This is a genomic window from Streptomyces sp. enrichment culture, assembly GCF_964273255.1.
In the GTDB taxonomy this organism is placed as follows: Bacteria; Actinomycetota; Actinomycetes; order Streptomycetales; family Streptomycetaceae; genus Streptomyces.
The window spans coordinates 3,618,307-3,634,643 of record NZ_OZ186835.1; the positions used below are offsets into that span (position 1 = coordinate 3,618,307).

19 protein-coding genes and 1 pseudogene are annotated in these 16,337 nt (G+C 69.5%); 10 read left to right on the forward strand and 10 right to left on the reverse strand.

The window, feature by feature from the left end; all coding sequences use genetic code 11:
• Nucleotides 1-15 precede the first annotated feature (15 nt).
• Entirely contained in the window at nucleotides 16-252 is a 237-nt protein-coding gene (rpsR, locus tag ACSU53_RS15570) for a 30S ribosomal protein S18 (RefSeq protein ID WP_003949403.1), read from the forward strand.
• An 18-nt stretch (nucleotides 253-270) separates the two neighbouring features.
• Nucleotides 271-717 carry a 50S ribosomal protein L9 gene (rplI, locus tag ACSU53_RS15575; RefSeq protein ID WP_164334484.1) on the forward strand — a complete coding sequence of 149 codons (447 nt, stop codon included), beginning with the start codon at nucleotides 271-273 and terminating at the stop codon, nucleotides 715-717.
• 128 nt (nucleotides 718-845) lie between these two features.
• Here rplI and ACSU53_RS15580 read toward each other — a convergent pair whose 3' ends face one another.
• Nucleotides 846-2,183, reverse strand: a complete 1,338-nt coding sequence (locus tag ACSU53_RS15580) for an MATE family efflux transporter (protein ID WP_437028236.1) — start codon at nucleotides 2,181-2,183, stop codon at nucleotides 846-848.
• A gap of 458 nt (nucleotides 2,184-2,641) precedes the next feature.
• Between ACSU53_RS15580 and dnaB the strand changes: the two genes are divergently transcribed.
• Nucleotides 2,642-4,120, forward strand: a complete 1,479-nt coding sequence (gene dnaB / locus ACSU53_RS15585; RefSeq protein ID WP_437028238.1) for a replicative DNA helicase — start codon at nucleotides 2,642-2,644, stop codon at nucleotides 4,118-4,120.
• Between the two features lie 62 nt (nucleotides 4,121-4,182).
• Here the strand turns inward: dnaB and ACSU53_RS15590 are convergent.
• Nucleotides 4,183-4,654: pseudogene (locus ACSU53_RS15590) on the reverse strand (hypothetical protein); the annotation flags it as partial.
• A gap of 223 nt (nucleotides 4,655-4,877) precedes the next feature.
• Here ACSU53_RS15590 and ACSU53_RS15595 point away from each other — a divergent pair.
• The 4 genes from ACSU53_RS15595 to ACSU53_RS15610 all read left to right on the forward strand — a co-directional run bounded on the left by ACSU53_RS15595 (nucleotide 4,878) and on the right by ACSU53_RS15610 (nucleotide 7,925).
• Nucleotides 4,878-5,213 (forward strand): hypothetical protein, encoded by a 336-nt coding sequence (locus ACSU53_RS15595; RefSeq protein WP_437028240.1) that lies wholly within the window; start codon nucleotides 4,878-4,880, stop codon nucleotides 5,211-5,213.
• 57 nt (nucleotides 5,214-5,270) lie between these two features.
• On the forward strand, nucleotides 5,271-5,582 hold the full coding sequence (locus ACSU53_RS15600; RefSeq protein ID WP_437033219.1) for a hypothetical protein: 312 nt from the start codon (nucleotides 5,271-5,273) through the stop codon (nucleotides 5,580-5,582).
• A 198-nt stretch (nucleotides 5,583-5,780) separates the two neighbouring features.
• Nucleotides 5,781-6,377, forward strand: coding sequence for a hypothetical protein (locus ACSU53_RS15605; protein WP_437028241.1), 597 nt, complete (start codon nucleotides 5,781-5,783; stop codon nucleotides 6,375-6,377).
• 162 nt (nucleotides 6,378-6,539) lie between these two features.
• Nucleotides 6,540-7,925, forward strand: a complete 1,386-nt coding sequence (locus tag ACSU53_RS15610) for a serine hydrolase domain-containing protein (RefSeq protein ID WP_437028243.1) — start codon at nucleotides 6,540-6,542, stop codon at nucleotides 7,923-7,925.
• 78 nt (nucleotides 7,926-8,003) lie between these two features.
• Here the strand turns inward: ACSU53_RS15610 and ACSU53_RS15615 are convergent, their stop codons facing one another.
• Both ACSU53_RS15615 and ACSU53_RS15620 read right to left on the reverse strand, forming a co-directional pair.
• Nucleotides 8,004-8,456, reverse strand: coding sequence for an N-acetyltransferase family protein (locus tag ACSU53_RS15615; RefSeq protein ID WP_437028245.1), 453 nt, complete (start codon nucleotides 8,454-8,456; stop codon nucleotides 8,004-8,006).
• Between the two features lie 49 nt (nucleotides 8,457-8,505).
• The gene (locus tag ACSU53_RS15620) at nucleotides 8,506-8,970 is read right to left on the reverse strand and encodes a MarR family winged helix-turn-helix transcriptional regulator (RefSeq protein ID WP_437028247.1); all 465 of its coding nucleotides are present in this window, start codon (nucleotides 8,968-8,970) and stop codon (nucleotides 8,506-8,508) included.
• A gap of 139 nt (nucleotides 8,971-9,109) precedes the next feature.
• On the opposite strand from ACSU53_RS15620, the gene ACSU53_RS15625 reads away from it, so the two are divergent.
• The gene (locus ACSU53_RS15625; protein WP_437028249.1) at nucleotides 9,110-10,318 is read left to right on the forward strand and encodes an MFS transporter; all 1,209 of its coding nucleotides are present in this window, start codon (nucleotides 9,110-9,112) and stop codon (nucleotides 10,316-10,318) included.
• 115 nt (nucleotides 10,319-10,433) lie between these two features.
• Nucleotides 10,434-10,856 (forward strand): GlcG/HbpS family heme-binding protein, encoded by a 423-nt coding sequence (locus tag ACSU53_RS15630; protein WP_437028251.1) that lies wholly within the window; start codon nucleotides 10,434-10,436, stop codon nucleotides 10,854-10,856.
• Between the two features lie 89 nt (nucleotides 10,857-10,945).
• Here the strand turns inward: ACSU53_RS15630 and ACSU53_RS15635 are convergent, their stop codons facing one another.
• Nucleotides 10,946-11,812, reverse strand: coding sequence for a GNAT family N-acetyltransferase (locus ACSU53_RS15635; RefSeq protein ID WP_437028252.1), 867 nt, complete (start codon nucleotides 11,810-11,812; stop codon nucleotides 10,946-10,948).
• A 140-nt stretch (nucleotides 11,813-11,952) separates the two neighbouring features.
• Between ACSU53_RS15635 and ACSU53_RS15640 the strand changes: the two genes are divergently transcribed.
• On the forward strand, nucleotides 11,953-12,582 hold the full coding sequence (locus tag ACSU53_RS15640; RefSeq protein ID WP_437028254.1) for an HAD family hydrolase: 630 nt from the start codon (nucleotides 11,953-11,955) through the stop codon (nucleotides 12,580-12,582).
• A gap of 9 nt (nucleotides 12,583-12,591) precedes the next feature.
• Here ACSU53_RS15640 and ACSU53_RS15645 read toward each other — a convergent pair whose 3' ends face one another.
• The 5 genes from ACSU53_RS15645 to ACSU53_RS15665 all read right to left on the reverse strand — a co-directional run bounded on the left by ACSU53_RS15645 (nucleotide 12,592) and on the right by ACSU53_RS15665 (nucleotide 16,323).
• Nucleotides 12,592-13,074, reverse strand: coding sequence for an NUDIX domain-containing protein (locus tag ACSU53_RS15645; protein WP_437028256.1), 483 nt, complete (start codon nucleotides 13,072-13,074; stop codon nucleotides 12,592-12,594).
• Nucleotides 13,075-13,160: 86 nt separating this feature from the next.
• Nucleotides 13,161-14,066 carry a LysR family transcriptional regulator gene (locus tag ACSU53_RS15650; protein WP_437028258.1) on the reverse strand — a complete coding sequence of 302 codons (906 nt, stop codon included), beginning with the start codon at nucleotides 14,064-14,066 and terminating at the stop codon, nucleotides 13,161-13,163.
• Nucleotides 14,067-14,292: 226 nt separating this feature from the next.
• Nucleotides 14,293-15,453 (reverse strand): cystathionine gamma-lyase, encoded by a 1,161-nt coding sequence (locus ACSU53_RS15655; protein WP_437028260.1) that lies wholly within the window; start codon nucleotides 15,451-15,453, stop codon nucleotides 14,293-14,295.
• The gene (locus ACSU53_RS15660; protein ID WP_437028262.1) at nucleotides 15,450-15,941 is read right to left on the reverse strand and encodes a low molecular weight protein-tyrosine-phosphatase; all 492 of its coding nucleotides are present in this window, start codon (nucleotides 15,939-15,941) and stop codon (nucleotides 15,450-15,452) included. Before ACSU53_RS15660 ends, ACSU53_RS15655 begins: the two co-directional genes overlap by 4 nt.
• Nucleotides 15,942-15,945: 4 nt before the next feature.
• Entirely contained in the window at nucleotides 15,946-16,323 is a 378-nt protein-coding gene (locus ACSU53_RS15665) for a phage holin family protein (protein ID WP_437028264.1), read from the reverse strand.
• Nucleotides 16,324-16,337: the final 14 nt, after the last annotated feature.

Consider the following 16,337-nt stretch of genomic DNA (forward strand, 5'->3'; position numbering starts at 1 on the left):
CACAGGAGAAACACCATGGCGAAGCCGCCTGTGCGCAAGCCTAAGAAGAAGGTCTGCGCGTTCTGCAAGGACAAGGTCACGTACGTGGACTACAAGGACACGAACATGCTGCGGAAGTTCATTTCCGACCGCGGCAAGATCCGTGCCCGCCGCGTGACCGGCAACTGCACGCAGCACCAGCGTGACGTCGCCACGGCCGTCAAGAACAGCCGTGAGATGGCGCTGCTGCCCTACACCTCCACCGCGCGATAAGGGAAGGGTGACCGACTCATGAAGATCATCCTCACCCACGAGGTCTCCGGCCTCGGTGCCGCGGGCGACGTCGTCGACGTCAAGGACGGCTACGCTCGCAACTACCTGGTGCCGCGGAAGCTCGCGATCCGCTGGACCAAGGGTGGCGAGAAGGACGTCGAGCAGATCCGTCGTGCTCGCAAGATCCACGAGATCCAGACCATCGAGCAGGCCAACCAGGTGAAGGCCCAGCTCGAAGGCGTCAAGGTCCGTCTGGCTGTCCGCTCCGGCGACGCCGGCCGCCTCTTCGGTTCCGTCACCCCGGCCGACATCGCCTCCGCGATCAAGGCCGCCGGTGGTCCCGAGGTGGACAAGCGCCGCATCGAGCTGGGCGCGCCGATCAAGACGCTGGGCGCTCACGAGACGTCCGTGCGTCTGCACCCCGAGGTTGACGCCAAGGTCAACATCGAGGTCGTCGCGGCGTAACGACGCGCTTGCTGAAGCAGTGAGCAGGGGCCGCACCCTCCGGGGTGCGGCCCTTCTCCTGTGCATGGTGAACGCACCGGGTCGTCCCCCTTGCAGAGCCGGCCCGTTTCACGTGAAACAGGCGCCGGTCAGCGGGTTGCTCCGGTGACGATCCAACGGCCGGAACGGGTGCGGACGGCGAGGGTGAGCAGACGCACGCTCATCATCAGCGTCATCGTGGCCCACAGCGCGGTCAGTCCTCCGCCGACCACGGGCACCAGAAGGGCCGCGGGGGTGAACACCGCAAGCGTTGCCAGCATGGCCCAGGCCAGGTACGGGCCGTCGCCCGCTCCCATCAGGATTCCGTCCAGGACGAAGACGATCCCCGAGATCGGCTGTGACACGGCCACGATCACCAGGGCGGGCAGTGCGGCGTCCGTGACCGTGGAATCGCTGGTGAACAGCGGCAGGAAGAGGGGCCGCGAGATCACGACGAGCGCGCCGAGAACCACACCGACGGCGACGCCCCACTCGACCATGCGGCGGCACGCCTCCCGGGCTCCCTGGGCGTCGCCGGCGCCGAGGTAGCGGCCGATGATGGCCTGCCCTGCGATGGCGATGGCGTCGAGAGCGAAGGCGAGCAGGCTCCACAGCGAGAGGATGATCTGGTGAGCCGCCATGTCGGCATCCCCGAGCCGGGCGGCGATGGCCGTGGTGATCATGAGAATGGCCCGCAGGGAGAGCGTACGCACCAGCAAGGGCGCACCGGCTTGTGCCGAGGCCTTGATGCCGGCCGGATCCGGACGCAGGGAGGCGCCGTGCTGACGGGCTCCCCGCAGGACGACGAGGAGATACACCGCCGCCATGCCGCATTGGGCGATGACGGTGCCCCAGGCGGAGCCCGCGATGCCGAAGCCGGCTCCGTAGACGAGGACGACGTTCAGGACGCCGTTGGCGAGGAAGCCCCCCGTGGCCACGTAGAGAGGGGTTTTGGTGTCCTGGAGACCACGCAGGACACCGGTGGCCGCCAGGACCACCAGCATGGCCGGAATACCGAGGGCGGAGATCCGCAGATACGTGACGGCATAGGGGGCTGCTGTGCTGGAGGCACCGAACACATCGATGAGGGCGGGTGCCGTGGGCAGGACGACGGCGATGACGCCCGCACCTAGCAGCAGGGCGAGCCAGATACCGTCCATGCCCTGCCGGATGGCTGCCGGAAGGTCTCCTGCCCCGACGCGGCGGGCCACCGCGGCCGTCGTGGCGTAGGCCAGGAAGACGAAGACGCTGACGGCGGTCATCAGCAGGGCCGAGGCGACCCCCAGGCCCGCCAGTTGCGCTGTGCCCAGATGACCGACGATGGCACTGTCGGCCATGACGAAGAGAGGCTCGGCGACGAGTGCACCGAACGCCGGCACGGCCAGCAGGACGATCTCTCGGTCGTGCCGACGCCGACTGGCGGGAGCGCTCGCGGGGGCCTGTGTCATGTGCACCAATCTAATCGTCCACAGGTAAGAGATGCAAAGCCCTTGCAGCCCTTACGTGATCCCGCAGAGTGTGTGGTTGCGTACACCGCCCGACGTGATCTTGGGCCGACTGGGGAAGTTTTTCTTCTGCACAGCCGGTGGACGGTAAACCCGCAGGTAAAGCCACCTTCTCCAGGTGCGGTCCGAGCTTGTTCACAGCGCTGTCCACGGTGTCGTGCACAGGTTTGGTGGAGTTCTCCACAGCATTGGGCCCGTCGTCCACATGGCCTGTGGATAACCAGATTGGCTGACGGTGCCTACGGGCCTACGGTGGTCCGGCGTCCCGCTCCTTCCGCCGATTCCACAATCACCACATATCCGGCGCGCGACTACCGGAGTTGGGCCTCTTATTTGTCAGTGCCGTGCCGTAGAAAGAGGGGCACGGCGAGGTCCGCTCGCGGACGGGAGGAGGTGGCTCGGTGAGCATTTCCGAGCCCTTGGACGATCCGTGGGCCGACAGCGGCCCCAGCGATCGTCTGCCCGCCTCCCGCCGCCGGGACGAGGTCGGCCGCAGCCGCGACGAGCGCCACGACCGCGGCCGGGACACCGAGGGGTGGGACGCCGGCGGCCCGGCGTTCGAGCGCGTGCCGCCCCAGGACCTCGAGGCCGAGCAGTCGGTGCTCGGCGGCATGCTGCTGTCCAAGGACGCCATTGCCGACGTGGTGGAACTCCTCAAGGGCCACGACTTCTACAAGCCGGCGCACGAGACCATCTACACGGCGATCCTCGACGTCTACGCCAAGGGAGAGCCGGCCGACCCCATCACCATCGCCGCCGAACTGACCAAGCGCGGTGAGATCAACAAGGTCGGCGGTGCCTCGTACCTGCACACGCTCGTCCAGACGGTGCCGACCGCCGCGAACGCGGCCTACTACGCGGAGATCGTGCACGAGCGCGCGGTGCTCCGCCGCCTGGTCGAGGCCGGCACGCGCATCACCCAGATGGGATACGCGGCCGACGACGACGTCGACGAGATCGTCAACCGCGCCCAGGCCGAGATCTACGCGGTCACCGAACAGCGCACCAGCGAGGACTACCTGCCCCTGGGCGACATCATGGAGGGTGCCCTCGACGAGATCGAGGCCATCGGGTCGCGCAGCGGGGAGATGACGGGTGTCCCCACCGGGTTCACGGACTTCGACTCGCTCACCAACGGCCTGCATCCCGGCCAGATGATCGTCATCGCCGCCCGCCCCGCCATGGGTAAGTCCACCCTCGCGCTGGACTTCGCGCGCGCGGCATCGATCAAGCACAACCTGCCGAGTGTCGTCTTCTCGCTCGAGATGGGGCGCAACGAGATCGCGATGCGCCTGCTGTCCGCCGAGGCCAGGGTCGCCCTGCACCACATGCGGTCCGGCACGATGACCGACGAGGACTGGACCCGGCTGGCACGCCGGATGCCGGACGTGTCCGCGGCACCGCTCTACATCGATGACTCCCCCAACCTGTCGATGATGGAGATCCGCGCCAAGTGCCGTCGGCTCAAACAACGCAATGACCTGAAGCTGGTCGTGATCGACTATCTCCAGCTGATGCAGTCCGGCGGCTCCAAACGCGCCGAGAGCCGTCAGCAGGAGGTCTCGGACATGTCCCGGAACCTCAAGCTGCTCGCCAAGGAACTGGAGATCCCGGTCATCGCACTCTCGCAGCTCAACCGTGGTCCCGAACAGCGCACCGACAAGAAGCCCATGGTCTCCGACCTGCGTGAGTCCGGCTCCATCGAGCAGGACGCGGACATGGTCATCCTGCTGCACCGCGAGGACGCCTACGAGAAGGAGTCCCCCCGCGCCGGCGAGGCCGACCTGATCGTGGCCAAGCACAGGAACGGCCCCACCGCCACCATCACGGTCGCCTTCCAGGGCCACTACTCGCGCTTCGTGGACATGGCACAGACGTGATGCCAGACCGTGTGTAGGGTCTCGGATTCGCTTCATGGTCTCTGACTCGACTGCGCATGAATGGCACTTATGGTGATCAACTCTTCCGGTTTCGGCCACCTGTGGCTGTCCGGCCCTTCAGGCCCTTCAAGCGCGTACTCTTAGTCGTCGGCGTACTCGTCGAGGGATCGCGCACAACTCGGTTGCGCTGTAAGCCTCGCTGTACTCGTAGCTGTCCGGCTCCTCGATGGTGTACATGTCGTGATTCCACGAGACGTACACGTCGCCCCAGAGCACGATGTCGTCGCACTCGCTGGCGTTGGCCGTCACAACCGGCCTGATGGTGATCGGGGCAGTACGCCCGTCGGTTCGCTCGCCGTCCTTCTCGGCAGCCCATGCGGTGATGATCTCGAGTGGCTCCGGAAGAAGAGGGCCGACCTCGGTGATGCTGAAGGGTGCGTCGTCGTCATCGGTGTCGAACCGGCTGTTGACGAACGCGACCGCCTCGCAGGGCGTGCTGACGATGGACTGGGTACCGCTCTCGTTGTCCACCACTCGCCACAAGGGGCTGTTCTTCACGGTGCTCTCGGATCGTGGTGAGTACACCCGGGGTGGGTGCGATGCGCCGGATCGCTCGGCACTGACACCAACTTATGGGCGGATCAACCCATCCATAGTCCCGAAGCTGCTTGTAGGCGATAACGGCCGGTACATTCACGTGCAACTTGCTTTCGCGACCGCGGCGGCACATGAAAGTCCAACGGCGCAGGAGGCGAAGATGGCGCTGAACAAGAAGGGTTCCCGACACATAACCGTTGACGGGATCGAGTACCGCTGGCGGATCCGCAGGAAGCCCTCCTACATGCAGGGACTCTGCTGGACACCACTGACCTATGCGGTTGAAGCAGCCAGCGGCAGTCAGCCGGGCACGACCTTGATCGTCACCAGCGGCCAGGCCCATCCCAGCAACTGGGTGGGCGTCGAGACGGAGCCCATTCGTCCGGCTCACGTTGCTGCCAGCATTCGAGAGGCACGGGATCAAGGATGGGAACCAACCCGGGTCGGTTCTCCTTTCCAGCTCGACCGATCCGCGGGATTCATCGCCCAGCCATGAGGTAGGGCGGAGTAGAGGGCGCAGCTGGCCCGGCACCATGGCCTGGTGACCACATGGATGCGCTGCTACTGGGACGAGGAAGAAATCTGGTTCTACTTCGAGGTCGATGCTGAAGGTTGGGTGATCCGGCAGGTCGAACTCGAAGGGCCTGAGCTGATCCCGATCGCAGCTGCTTCCCTCGCTGAGTGGCAGCGGGCCCGCGACGCAGGTCGCCTCGGTGATGACGACAGCAGATTCGGGATCACCGCCGAGCTGCCCGTCTCGGACTGGGAAGGTCCCGATCCCGAACAACTCACCTTCGAGGAGTTCGAGGAAGTCTGGGGTCCTGCCCGCCGCCAGCTCGACGGTGTCCATGGCGCTGGGGGATGAGGCCGGGCTGGCAGGCTGCGCTCGTGGCCCTCGACGGTGCCTGGACGCCGGTTGGGCCGAAACCACCCCCGAGCAGACCAGGGAGGTGCCGTTCCGCGGTGCTGGCGGCCTCGGAACCGGCCCCACCCGCTTCGCACGCTACCTGCAGGGTCCGATACCGCCGACCGGGCAGTACTCCCGTGGGGCGACACTGAGGGTGTGGACGTCATCGAGTTGCTGGAGTCGGCTTCCCTGCTGGTTCCCGAAGAGGCCGCCACGGCGAACGACCTCACGGTGCGGGACGTCTGGGACCACCTGGTGCACGACGAGTGGGAGATCGCCCTGGGCCTGTTGCAGGAGCTCGGGGACGTTCGATCACTGCCTCTGAGCTTCTGGGAGGCGCTGGCCGAAGCGGCTGATCGGCTCCTGCTGAAGCGGAGTGCGTCCTGGTGCCATTGGCGATGCTCCGAGTTTCGTCACGGTGTGATCAGGGCGGATCTGACGTTGCGCTCCGGGGGCGGGGTGCGACGTACGACGCCCATTCCGGGCGCCGGCGTTCTGCGGCCCATGTGGGACATCGGGCATCTCTCACCCAGCGGCGGACGCGCGGTCAGCGTCGCTGCGCTCTGGGTCGAGCACCTGCCCGTGCTGCCGCCCGGCGGGCGGGCCACGGTTCGCCTGGTGCCCCTCACCCCCTCCCACTGGACGCACGTCCAGCCCGGCCGGCGGATCAACATGCACGAGGACCGCACCGTGGCCGGTACCGCTGTCGTCCTGGAGGCGCGCCCTCCTGAGGCCACCGTGTCCGCCGGATGACGGATGACCAGCTGCGGGTGCGCGGGGCTTCGTCCGTAGTGGCGTACTCCACCGGGATACGGGGCCGGACGGTGCGGCCTGTCGGATCATTGAGGACGTGACGCCGGGTCAGGAGGTTGCCGGTCGGTACGGGTACACCTGCGCACCTGCTGAACTGGGGTCATGACGACACCTCAGGAAGAACTGCTGCCGGGTACCCGCAGGGCGCTGCTGCACCGGATCGCCGTCGCCCAGGCGGAGGGGCGGGCCCCGTCGGTGGTGGCGACAGCGGTCCGGGGCGGCCGGACCGTGTGGACCGGGGCGCGGGCCTCCTCGGAGGAGACGGTGCCGGGGGCGGACACGCAGTACCGGATCGGCTCGATCACCAAGACCTTCACCGCCGTGCTGACGCTCCGGTTGCGGGACGAGGGCCTGCTCGATCTGCAGGACCCGTTGGAGAAGCATCTGCCCGGTACCGGCGTGGGAAAGGTGACCGTGGCCGAGCTGCTCGCGCACGCCGGGGGCCTGGCCGCCGAGACGCCGGGGCCCTGGTGGGAGCGGACTCCCGGGTCCTTGCGGCCGGAGCTGGCCGATGTGCTGGGGGAGCGTCCCGCCGTGCACCCGGCCGGGCGGCGGTTCCACTACTCCAACCCCGGATACGCCCTGCTGGGCGCCCTGGTGGAACGGTTGCGGGGCGCACCGTGGGAGGAGGTGCTGCGACAGGAGGTGCTCGAGCCGCTGGGACTGGAACGGACCGGTGTGCGGCCTCAAGCCCCGCATGCGCACGGCTGGGCGGTACACCCCTGGGCCGACGTGCTGCTCCCCGAACCCGCCGTGGATCTCGGACGCATGGCACCGGCGGGTCAGTTGTGGTCCACGTCAGGGGACTTGGCGCGCTTCGCGGCCTTCCTCGTCGAGGGGGACGAGCGGGTGCTGAGTGCCGCGTCCGTGAGCGAGATGAGGGCCCCGGCGGCCCCGGCCGAGGCGGCCGACGTGGCCGGAGGGTACGCGTACGGCCTCGGTCTGGAGCTGCGGCATGACAACGGCCGTGCTCTGGTCGGGCACACGGGTTCGCTGCCGGGCTTCCTCGCCTGTCTCTCGGTCGGTGTGGAGGACGACGTGTCCGTGGTGGTGCTGGCCAACTGCACCTCCGGCCTTCCGGTGTTCTCCCTCGCCGCCGACCTGGTGCGGATCATCGCCGAGGCGGCGCCCCGTGTCCCGGCGGCGTGGAAGCCCCTGCGACAGGCCGATCCGGAGCTGCTGGAGCTGGTGGGCCCGTGGTACTGGGGCACACAGTCCTGTGCCCTGCGCCTGTCGGCCGACGGGCTTCTCTCGCTGGAGCCCCTGTCCGGTACCGGCCGGCGCTCGCGCTTCCGGCCGAACGGCGACGGTACCTGGACGGGGCTGGAGGGTTACTACGCCGGAGAGGTTCTGAAGCCCGTGCGTCGGTCCGACGGGGCGGTGGGCCACCTGGACCTGGGGTCCTTCGTGTTCACCCGCAGGCCCTACGACATCGCTGCACCCGTGCCCGGCGGGGTGGACCCCGAAGGGTGGCGCGGGGTCGAGTAGCCCGCGACGACTGTGCTCGCAGCGGCTGGGCGTTTCACGTGAAACGTCCCCACGTCCCGCCCGGTCACGTGCCTCCTGTTACAGCGACAGCTTGAAGCCGACGTGGGACGCCGTGAAGCCCAGCCGCTCGTAGAAACGGTGGGCGTCGGTGCGTGTGTTGTCCGAGGTGAGCTGGACCAGTTGGCACCCCTGCCGACGGGACTCGTCGATCGCCCACTCGATGAGTTGGGTGCCCAGTCCGCTGCCGCGTTCGTCGGCATGGACGCGGACCCCCTCGATGACGGACCGAGTGGCGCCGCGTCGGGAGAGCCCCGGGATCACGGTGAGCTGAAGGGTGCCGACGACCCGGTCGCCGCGCACCGCCACCACCAGGTGCTGATGCGGATCGGAGCGGAGCCGTTCGAGGGCGGTCAGGTACGGCCCGAGGTCGTCCGGCGATTCGCGTTGGGCGCCCAACGGGTCGTCGGCGAGCATGCCGACGATCGCGGGGAGGTCGTCGGCGACCGCGGGGCGTATCTCAAGATCTGCCATGCCCGCACCCTATGCGGGCGGTAACCGGGCGTGGTCCTGCCGGGGTCGGTCAGGCCGGGACGGGGGCCTTCAGCGTCTCCACCGCGCGGACCAGGGGTGCCAGGTCCGGGTTCTCCGCCGCCTCGTCGAGAGCTTGGCGAAGGGCCTTGTCATGGGTCGGACGCGCCTCTTCGAGGAGGGCCAGGCCGGCCTGCGTGACGTTGGTGTAGATGCCGCGCCGGTCGGTGGGACACAGATAGCGCTCGAGCAGGCCGCGGTCCTCCAGCCGGGTCACCAGGCGGGTGGTGGCGCTCTGGCTGAGCACGACGGCGTCCGCCACCTGCTTCATCTGCAGATGTCCACCCTCGCCGTCGTGCTGGCGGCTGAGCACGTTGAGCAGGGAGTACTCACGCACGCTGAGGCCGTGTCCCGCCTGGAGAGCTCGCTCGACGTGCGGCTCGATTCTCCCGTGCAGCAGGGAGAGGGCCCACCAGCCCTCGGCGAGAGCGGTGAGGCTGGGGTCCGTGGCTGTCATGGGGCGGTGTCCTCCGTCCAGGAGCTGCTCCTTCCCAGCGTAGAGCACCGACGCAATATCCCGCGCTTGTAATTAAACCGCGCCTGCAAGTATTGTCCTCGACGGTAAAGCGCTGCTGCAATCGTTTGGAAGGTCCTCCATGCCTCTCGCCCTGCTCGCTCTGGCGATCGGAGCTTTCGGGATCGGGACGACGGAGTTCGTGATCATGGGGCTGCTGCCCGAGGTCGCCGGTGACTTCGGGGTCCCGATCCCCACAGCCGGTCTGCTCGTGACCGGTTACGCACTGGGTGTCGTGCTCGGTGCCCCGCTGATGACCGTGCTCGGCACCAAGGTGTCCCGCAAGCGGATGCTGATGCTGCTGATGGGCCTGTTCGTCGTCGGGAACCTTCTCTCGGCCCTGGCTCCCGCCTTCGGCGTCATGCTGGCCGGCCGGGTCGTCGCATCCCTGGCCCACGGTGCCTTCTTCGGTATCGGCTCCGTGGTCGCGGCCGACCTGGTCGCCCCCGACAGGAAGGCCGGCGCCATCGCCCTGATGTTCACCGGACTGACCGTGGCCAACGTGGTCGGCGTCCCTCTGGGCACCCTCGTCGGTCAGTCCGTCGGCTGGCGGGTCACGTTCGGCATCGTGGCGGCCCTGGGCGTCATCGGTCTGGCGGGTGTCGCCGTGCTCGTGCCCGAGGTGAGCAAGCCCGAGGGCGTCCGCTTGCGCCACGAACTGGCCGCGTTCAAGAACGTCCAGGTCCTGCTGGCGATGGCGATGACCGTGCTGGGCTTCGGCGGTGTCTTCGCGGCCGTCACCTACGTCGCGCCGATGATGACCCACGTCGCGGGCTTCGCCGACGGCTCCGTCACCTGGCTCCTGGTTCTTTTCGGCCTCGGCATGGTGGGCGGCAACCTCATCGGCGGCAGGTTCGCCGACCGTGCCCTGATGCCCATGCTCTACGTGTCCCTGGGAGCCCTGGCCGTCGTGCTGGCCCTGTTCGCCGTGACCGCCCACCACAAGGTCGCGTCCGCCGTGGCGATCACCCTGATCGGCGCCCTCGGTTTCGCGACGGTGCCGCCCCTGCAGAAGCGGGTGCTCGACCAGGCTCAGGGTGCTCCCACCCTGGCCTCGGCCGTGAACATCGGTGCCTTCAACCTCGGCAACGCCCTCGCGGCCTGGCTCGGCGGCGCGGTGATCGCGGCCGGTCTCGGCTACACCGCCCCCAACTGGGTCGGCGCCCTGCTCGCTGCCGGCGCCCTCGTCCTGGCCGTCCTCTCGGCCGCCCTGGAACGCCGTGACCAGGCCGTCCCCGCCGCCGTCGGTCCGGCGGTGCCCACCGAGCAGCCGGTCACCGCGCGCCGCTGACGTCCCGGACGAACGGCCGCGCGAGACCGCCCTACCCCGACCGGTCGGACCCACCACCCGGCACCGGCACCACCCCACCGACACGGAACCCACCCTGCTTCGAGGAGCATCCCGCATGAGCACCACCACTGCCGTGGCCCCGCTGACCACGTCCGACGCCGAAGCCCTGCTCGCCGCCGCACGCCGTGCCGCCGACACCCACGGTGTCCCGGTGAGCATCACCGTGCTGGACGCCGGAGGCCATCTGCTCGCCTTCCGCCGGGACGACCGCGCCGTGCTGATCTCGGGTGAAACCAGCACCCGCAAGGCGTTCACGGCCCTGCAACTGAACGCCCCCACCGCCGACCTCGTCCCGGCCGTGCAGCCCGGCGCCCCGTTCCACACCCTGCCCACCGCGCTCGACCGACCCCTCCTGTTCATCGCCGGAGGCGTGCCCGTGCACCGCGACGGGCGTCTGGTCGGCGCGATCGGTGTCGGGGGCGGCGCCCCCGAGCAGGACCACGCCTTCGCGACGGCCGCGGTGGACACGCTCGGGTGACGTCCAGGTTGTGGCTCCAGCACCTCTGACCTCTGTGGGCCCCGGAACCATGCCGGGGCCCGCAGCAGCGGGCCGCTGACCGGCAGTCCTCAGCCCGCAGCGACCGTCAGCGGAGCGAACCGGCGGCTCCAGTCGCCCGGCAGGTCCGTCACGCCGTACGTCATGACGGCGTTGAAGGCGACCGAGGCCAGACCGCGCTTCCTGGCCCAGTCCAGGAACGTCGTGTGGCGTACATCGATGTCCGTGCGCAGCGGACGGTCGGTCCCCTCGGCGAGGGACTGGACGAGCGCCTGCGCGGTCGGTGTGTCCCGGGCGATCAGCGGACCCACGACATGGGTGTCCATGTTGGGCCACGCGGCCGCGTAGCCCGTGAGCTGTCCCTCGTCCTCGGCGACGCGCACCTGATCGGCGAAGGCGGGGAGGCGGGTGAGGAGGGGTGTGCGGTCCACGCCGAACACCTCTTCGTCCAGTCGCAGAATGGCGGGCAGAGCGTCGGCCGTCGCGGGCCGGGTGGCGATTCCGGACTCGTCCTCGTCCGGACGGAACCGCCCGCGCAGCATCTCCGCCCTGCCGACGTGTTTGAAGCCGAGTTCCTCGTACAGCGGACGGCCGTGGGGGGTCGCGTGCAGGGTCAGCGGAGTGGTCTCCATGAGGGAGAGGACGTGGCGCATCAACCGGCGGCCGATCCCTTGGCGGGCGTGCCGCACGGCGACCAGGACCATGCCGATGGCCCCCAGCTCGGGGCGCGGCCCGTGGCCGTACTCGGTGACGACGCAGGCGGCGGCCAGTCCGCCGTCGGGGTCGTCGATGCCGTACCCCTGACCGGCCGAGAGCAAGAGTGCCCACTTGTGCTCCTCCCGCGGCCAGCCGCGGTTCTCGGACAGGTCGGCGCATGCGGTGAGATCGCGGGGCGTCAGACGGCGAATCGGCAGTGAGGCACAGGAAGACGTCGGCACGGAGGTCACCCTGGCCGACCTCGGCCGCAGCCGTCCACTCGTTAAGCGGGACCGGCGGGCTTTCGGACAGGCCGCGGCTGAGATCTCCACCGTCGGTCGGGGACGTTTCACGTGGAACGAGCCCGCTACCCTCGTCCCCCATGACTCGGCTGCACCTGTTCGACCTGGACGGCACGCTGCTGCACGGCACCACGGCGCCCGTGGAGATCTCCCGCCAGCTCGGTCTGGAGGCCGAGACCGTGGCGCTGGACCGTGCGATCTCCTTGGGCCGGATCGGGCCCCCGGAGTACGCGACTCAGGTGCACGCGCTCTGGGCCGGACTCACCGAGGCGCATGTGACGGCGGCCTTCGAAGCGGCACCCTGGCTGACTCGCATCCGTGAGGTCTGGGCGGAGATCACGCGGCGGGGCGACTACTGCGCGGTGATCTCGCTGTCACCGTCCTTCTTCGTGGAGCGGCTCCGGGACTGGGGAGCCCATGCCGCGCACGGCTCGGTCTTCCCGGCCGTGCCGTTCACCGAGCCGGTCGACCCGTCGGGTGTTCTCAGCGCCGCGGCCAAGGTCAGGATCGCCGACCGGCTGTGCGCCGAGTTCGGTGTGACGCGGGCCGACTGTGTGGCCTACGGCGATTCGCGGTCGGACCTCGACCTGTTCGGTGCGGTGCCCGTGTCCGTCGCGGTGAACGCGGACCACCACGTGGACGGGCTGGCAACCCACTCCTACACCGGACGGGACCTGTGGGAGGCCTACGAGCTGGTGCGTGCCGCCTGATCCTCCCGGTCAGCCGAGGTCGGGCGCGTGCAGGGCACGCACCCCTTCGATGTTGCCGTCCAGGTAGTGCCGCAGGGAGAGCGGCACGAGGTGGACGGAGGCGATCCCGACCCGCGTGAACGGCACGCGGACGATCTCGTACTCGCCGGCGGGCTCCTCCACCTCCGGGCCGTGCCGCAGGGAGGGATCCATGGACTCCAGACGGCAGACGAAGAAGTGCTGCACCTTCACGCCGGTGGCGCCGCCGTCCTCCCCGATGTGCTCCACGGTGTCCACGAAGCACGGCACGACGTCCGAAATCTTCGCGCCGAGTTCCTCGTGGACCTCCCGGTGCAGAGCATCGACCACGGTCGAATCGCCCGGCTCGACCCCGCCGCCGGGCGTCACCCAGTACGGATCGACGCCGGGCTTCGTGCGCTTGATCAGGATCAGATGGTCGTCGTCCAGCAGAACGGCACGCGCGGTGCGCTTGACCACGGGTCGGACGGTCATGGTGGAAATGTGGCCCGGTTGGTTCCACGTGAAACATCGCCGGTCGACGTAGGCGCGCCGCCCGGTCCGCGCTCCGCTCGCGCCGGTCAGCACCAGTCGGTGGCGGCCTGCTGCAACCAGTCGTGTGCTCGCGCCACATGCGGCAAGGCCAGGGTTCCCGTACGAACCACCATGAAATAGGTGCGCAGGGGCGGGACCGCCGGCTCGTACAGGGCCCGCACCGCACCCCGCTCCAGTGCCGCGGCGCACAGATAGCGGGGGAGCACCGCCAGCCCCGCGCCGGCGACGGTGCAGGCCAGAACCGCGCGCAGATCGGGGACGACGATGGAACCCGGTGAGGGCGGACGGGAGTCGAAGACGGAGGCCCAGTAGCGGGCGACGAACGGCAGCGACTCGTGCACCTCGATCACCGGTACCCGCTCCAGGACGGAGGTTCCGGTGCGGCGAAGCATGCCGTCGCCGATGCGCTCGGCCCAGCGCGGCGCGGCGACCAGGACGTGTTCCTCGTCGCAGAGCGCGGTCGCGGACAGCAGGGCCCCGCGGGGCCGCACCGTGCTGATGGCCAGATCGTGATGGCCCGCGGCCAGACCTTCCAGGGCTTCCTCCGCGGTGCCGAAGGAGGCGCGCAGATGCAGGCTCCGGCCGTCCTCCGTGGTCAGGCCGGTGAGGGCGGGAAGAACCCGCTCGGCGACGAACTCCGCGGGGCCGGCCAGGTGCAGGGTGCGCGACGAGGAGGACTCCTCCAGACCGGTCTCGGTGATCTCCACCAGGGCGTCGAGGTGTGGTGCGGCCTTGTGGGCGAGTTCGTCACCGATGGGCGTGGGTGTCACACCACGGGCCTGCCGCAGGAACAGGGGGCGTCCGACCTGGCGCTCCAGGGTCCGGATCTGTGCGGTGACGGCCGGCTGGGAGAGACCGAGCAGCGCGGCGGCGCGGGTGAAGGAACCGGCCCGGTGCACGGTGACGAACGTCCGCAGCAAGGCCAGATCCACGGCAGGCACTCTCCCCATGTCGTCACCGGCTCACGCCCCCGGCGGCGTCCCAACTATAAATATGTCGATAGGTCGCTGTCGTTCCTGTGATTGGACACTGACAGTGAGTCAACTAGCCTTGGTCGCGCGGTTCTTCGCGCGCGGAACCGAGGACGGTCCGAGCCACGAGGGGGGAGGCTCGGACCGTCCGCCGCCGCGCCGGCGGAAGCGCCGCCGGCCCACGGGATCAGCCCGCCGACGCGTCCAGGGCGTGCAGGACGTCCGCCACGAGGTCCTCGGCGTCCTCGGCGCCGACGGAGAAGCGGATGAAGCCCTCCGGCACGGCGTCGCCGCCCCACCGCCCCCGTCGCTCGGCCGTGGAGCGCACGCCGCCGAAGCTGGTCGCGTCGTCCACCAGGCGCAGGGCGTCCAGGAAGCGTTCCGCGCGGGCCCGCGTCGGCAGCGTGAAGGACACCACGCACCCGTACCCGCGCATCTGCCGTGAGGCGACCGCGTGCGCGGGATCGTCGACGAGTCCGGGGTAGCGCAGATCGGTCACCTCGGATCGTTCCCGCAGCGCGCCGGCGAGGGTGAGCGCGGTCGCGTTCTGCCGTTCCACGCGCAGGTGCAGCGTGGCGAGGGAACGGTGGGCCAGCCATGCCTCCATGGGGCCCGGGATCGCGCCGGTGATCTTCCGCCAGCGCCGCACGGCCGCCATGGCCCGCTCGTCCCTCCCGGCGACGTAGCCGAGGAGGATGTCACCGTGTCCGGTGAGCTGCTTGGTGCCGCTGGCCACCGTGAAGTCGGCGCCGAGTTCCAGGGGGCGCTGACCGAGGGGCGTCGCCAGTGTGTTGTCGACGGCGACCAGCGCGCCGCGGGCATGGGCCTGCGTGACGAGCCGCCGGATGTCGCACACGTCGAGGCCGGGGTTGGACGGTGTCTCGATCCACAGCAGCCTGGCCCCGTCGAGGACGTCGAGCTGGGCGTCGCCGCCCGTCGGCGCGGTGCGCACCTCGATGCCGTAGGCCTCTAGCTGGGCGCGTGCCAGCGGCAGCGCCTGGTAGCCGTCGTCCGGCAGCACGGCCACGTCTCCGGAGCCGAGCTGGGAGAAGAGCACCGCGGAGATCGCCGCCATGCCGGAGGCGAACACCAGCGTCTCGACGCCGTCCTGCCCCGGCGCCTCCAGCTCGCCGATGGCCCGTTCCAGCAGGGCCCAGGTCGGGTTTTCGTCCCGGCCGTAGGTGTACGGGCCGGTGGGGTCCCCGGGCAGGTGGAAGTGGGCCGCGAACACCGGCCCGGGCAGCGTCGGCTCGTGCTTGACCGGTTCGGGGAGTCCGGCCCGCACCGCACGGGTGCCGTCCCCGGGGCCGGGCGCCGAGTGGTGACCGTGCGTCGTGGGACCGGTCATGCCGCCCGCCCTTCCACCTGTGCGCGCACCGCGGCGAGCAGTCCGTCGCTCGCCGCCTCCACCATGGTCAGACACTCCTCGAACCCGTCCCTCTCGCCGTAGTAGGGGTCGGGCACGTCGGGATCGTCCGCCGCGCCGGGATCGTACGACCGCAGCAGACGCACCTTGGCCGCGTCCCGCTCGGTGGGGGCGAGCCGCCGCAGGGCCCGCAGGTGGCCGGTGTCGAGCGCGACGACGAGATCGAGAGCGGGGAACCAGGACGGATCGAACTGCCGGGCCGTGTGGTCGCAGTCGTAACCGTTCTCCCGGAGGACGGACACCGCCCGGGAGTCGGCGCCGTCCCCTTCGTGCCAGCCGCCCGTGCCGGCGCTGTCGACCTCGACCAGGCCGTCGAGCCCGGCCTCCGTCACGCGCGCGCGGAAGACGGACTCGGCCATCGGGGAACGGCAGATGTTGCCGGTGCAGACGAAGCAGACGCGGTAGGTCATGTGTTCAGTCCCCGTCGGGCAGGACGAGGTTGAGCGCCCACGAGACGACGGAGATGATCAGTCCGCCGAGCACGGCGGTCCAGAATCCCTCGACGTGGAAGCTGAGGTCGAACACCTCGGCGAGCCAGGAGGTCAGCAGCAGCATCAGCGCGTTCACCACGAGGGTGAACAGGCCGAGCGTCAGAATGAGCAGGGGCAGGCTGAGGAGTTGCACGACCGGCTTGACCAGGACGTTCACCACACCGAAGATCAACGCGACGAGGATCAGGGTGCCGGCCTGCTTGCCCGTGCTGTCCCCGGTGAGGGTGATGTCACCGACCAGCCACACCGCGACGGCGAGGGCGCCCGCGTTGGCGATCGTCTTGACTAGGAAATTCATCATGTGTCTGATCGTGG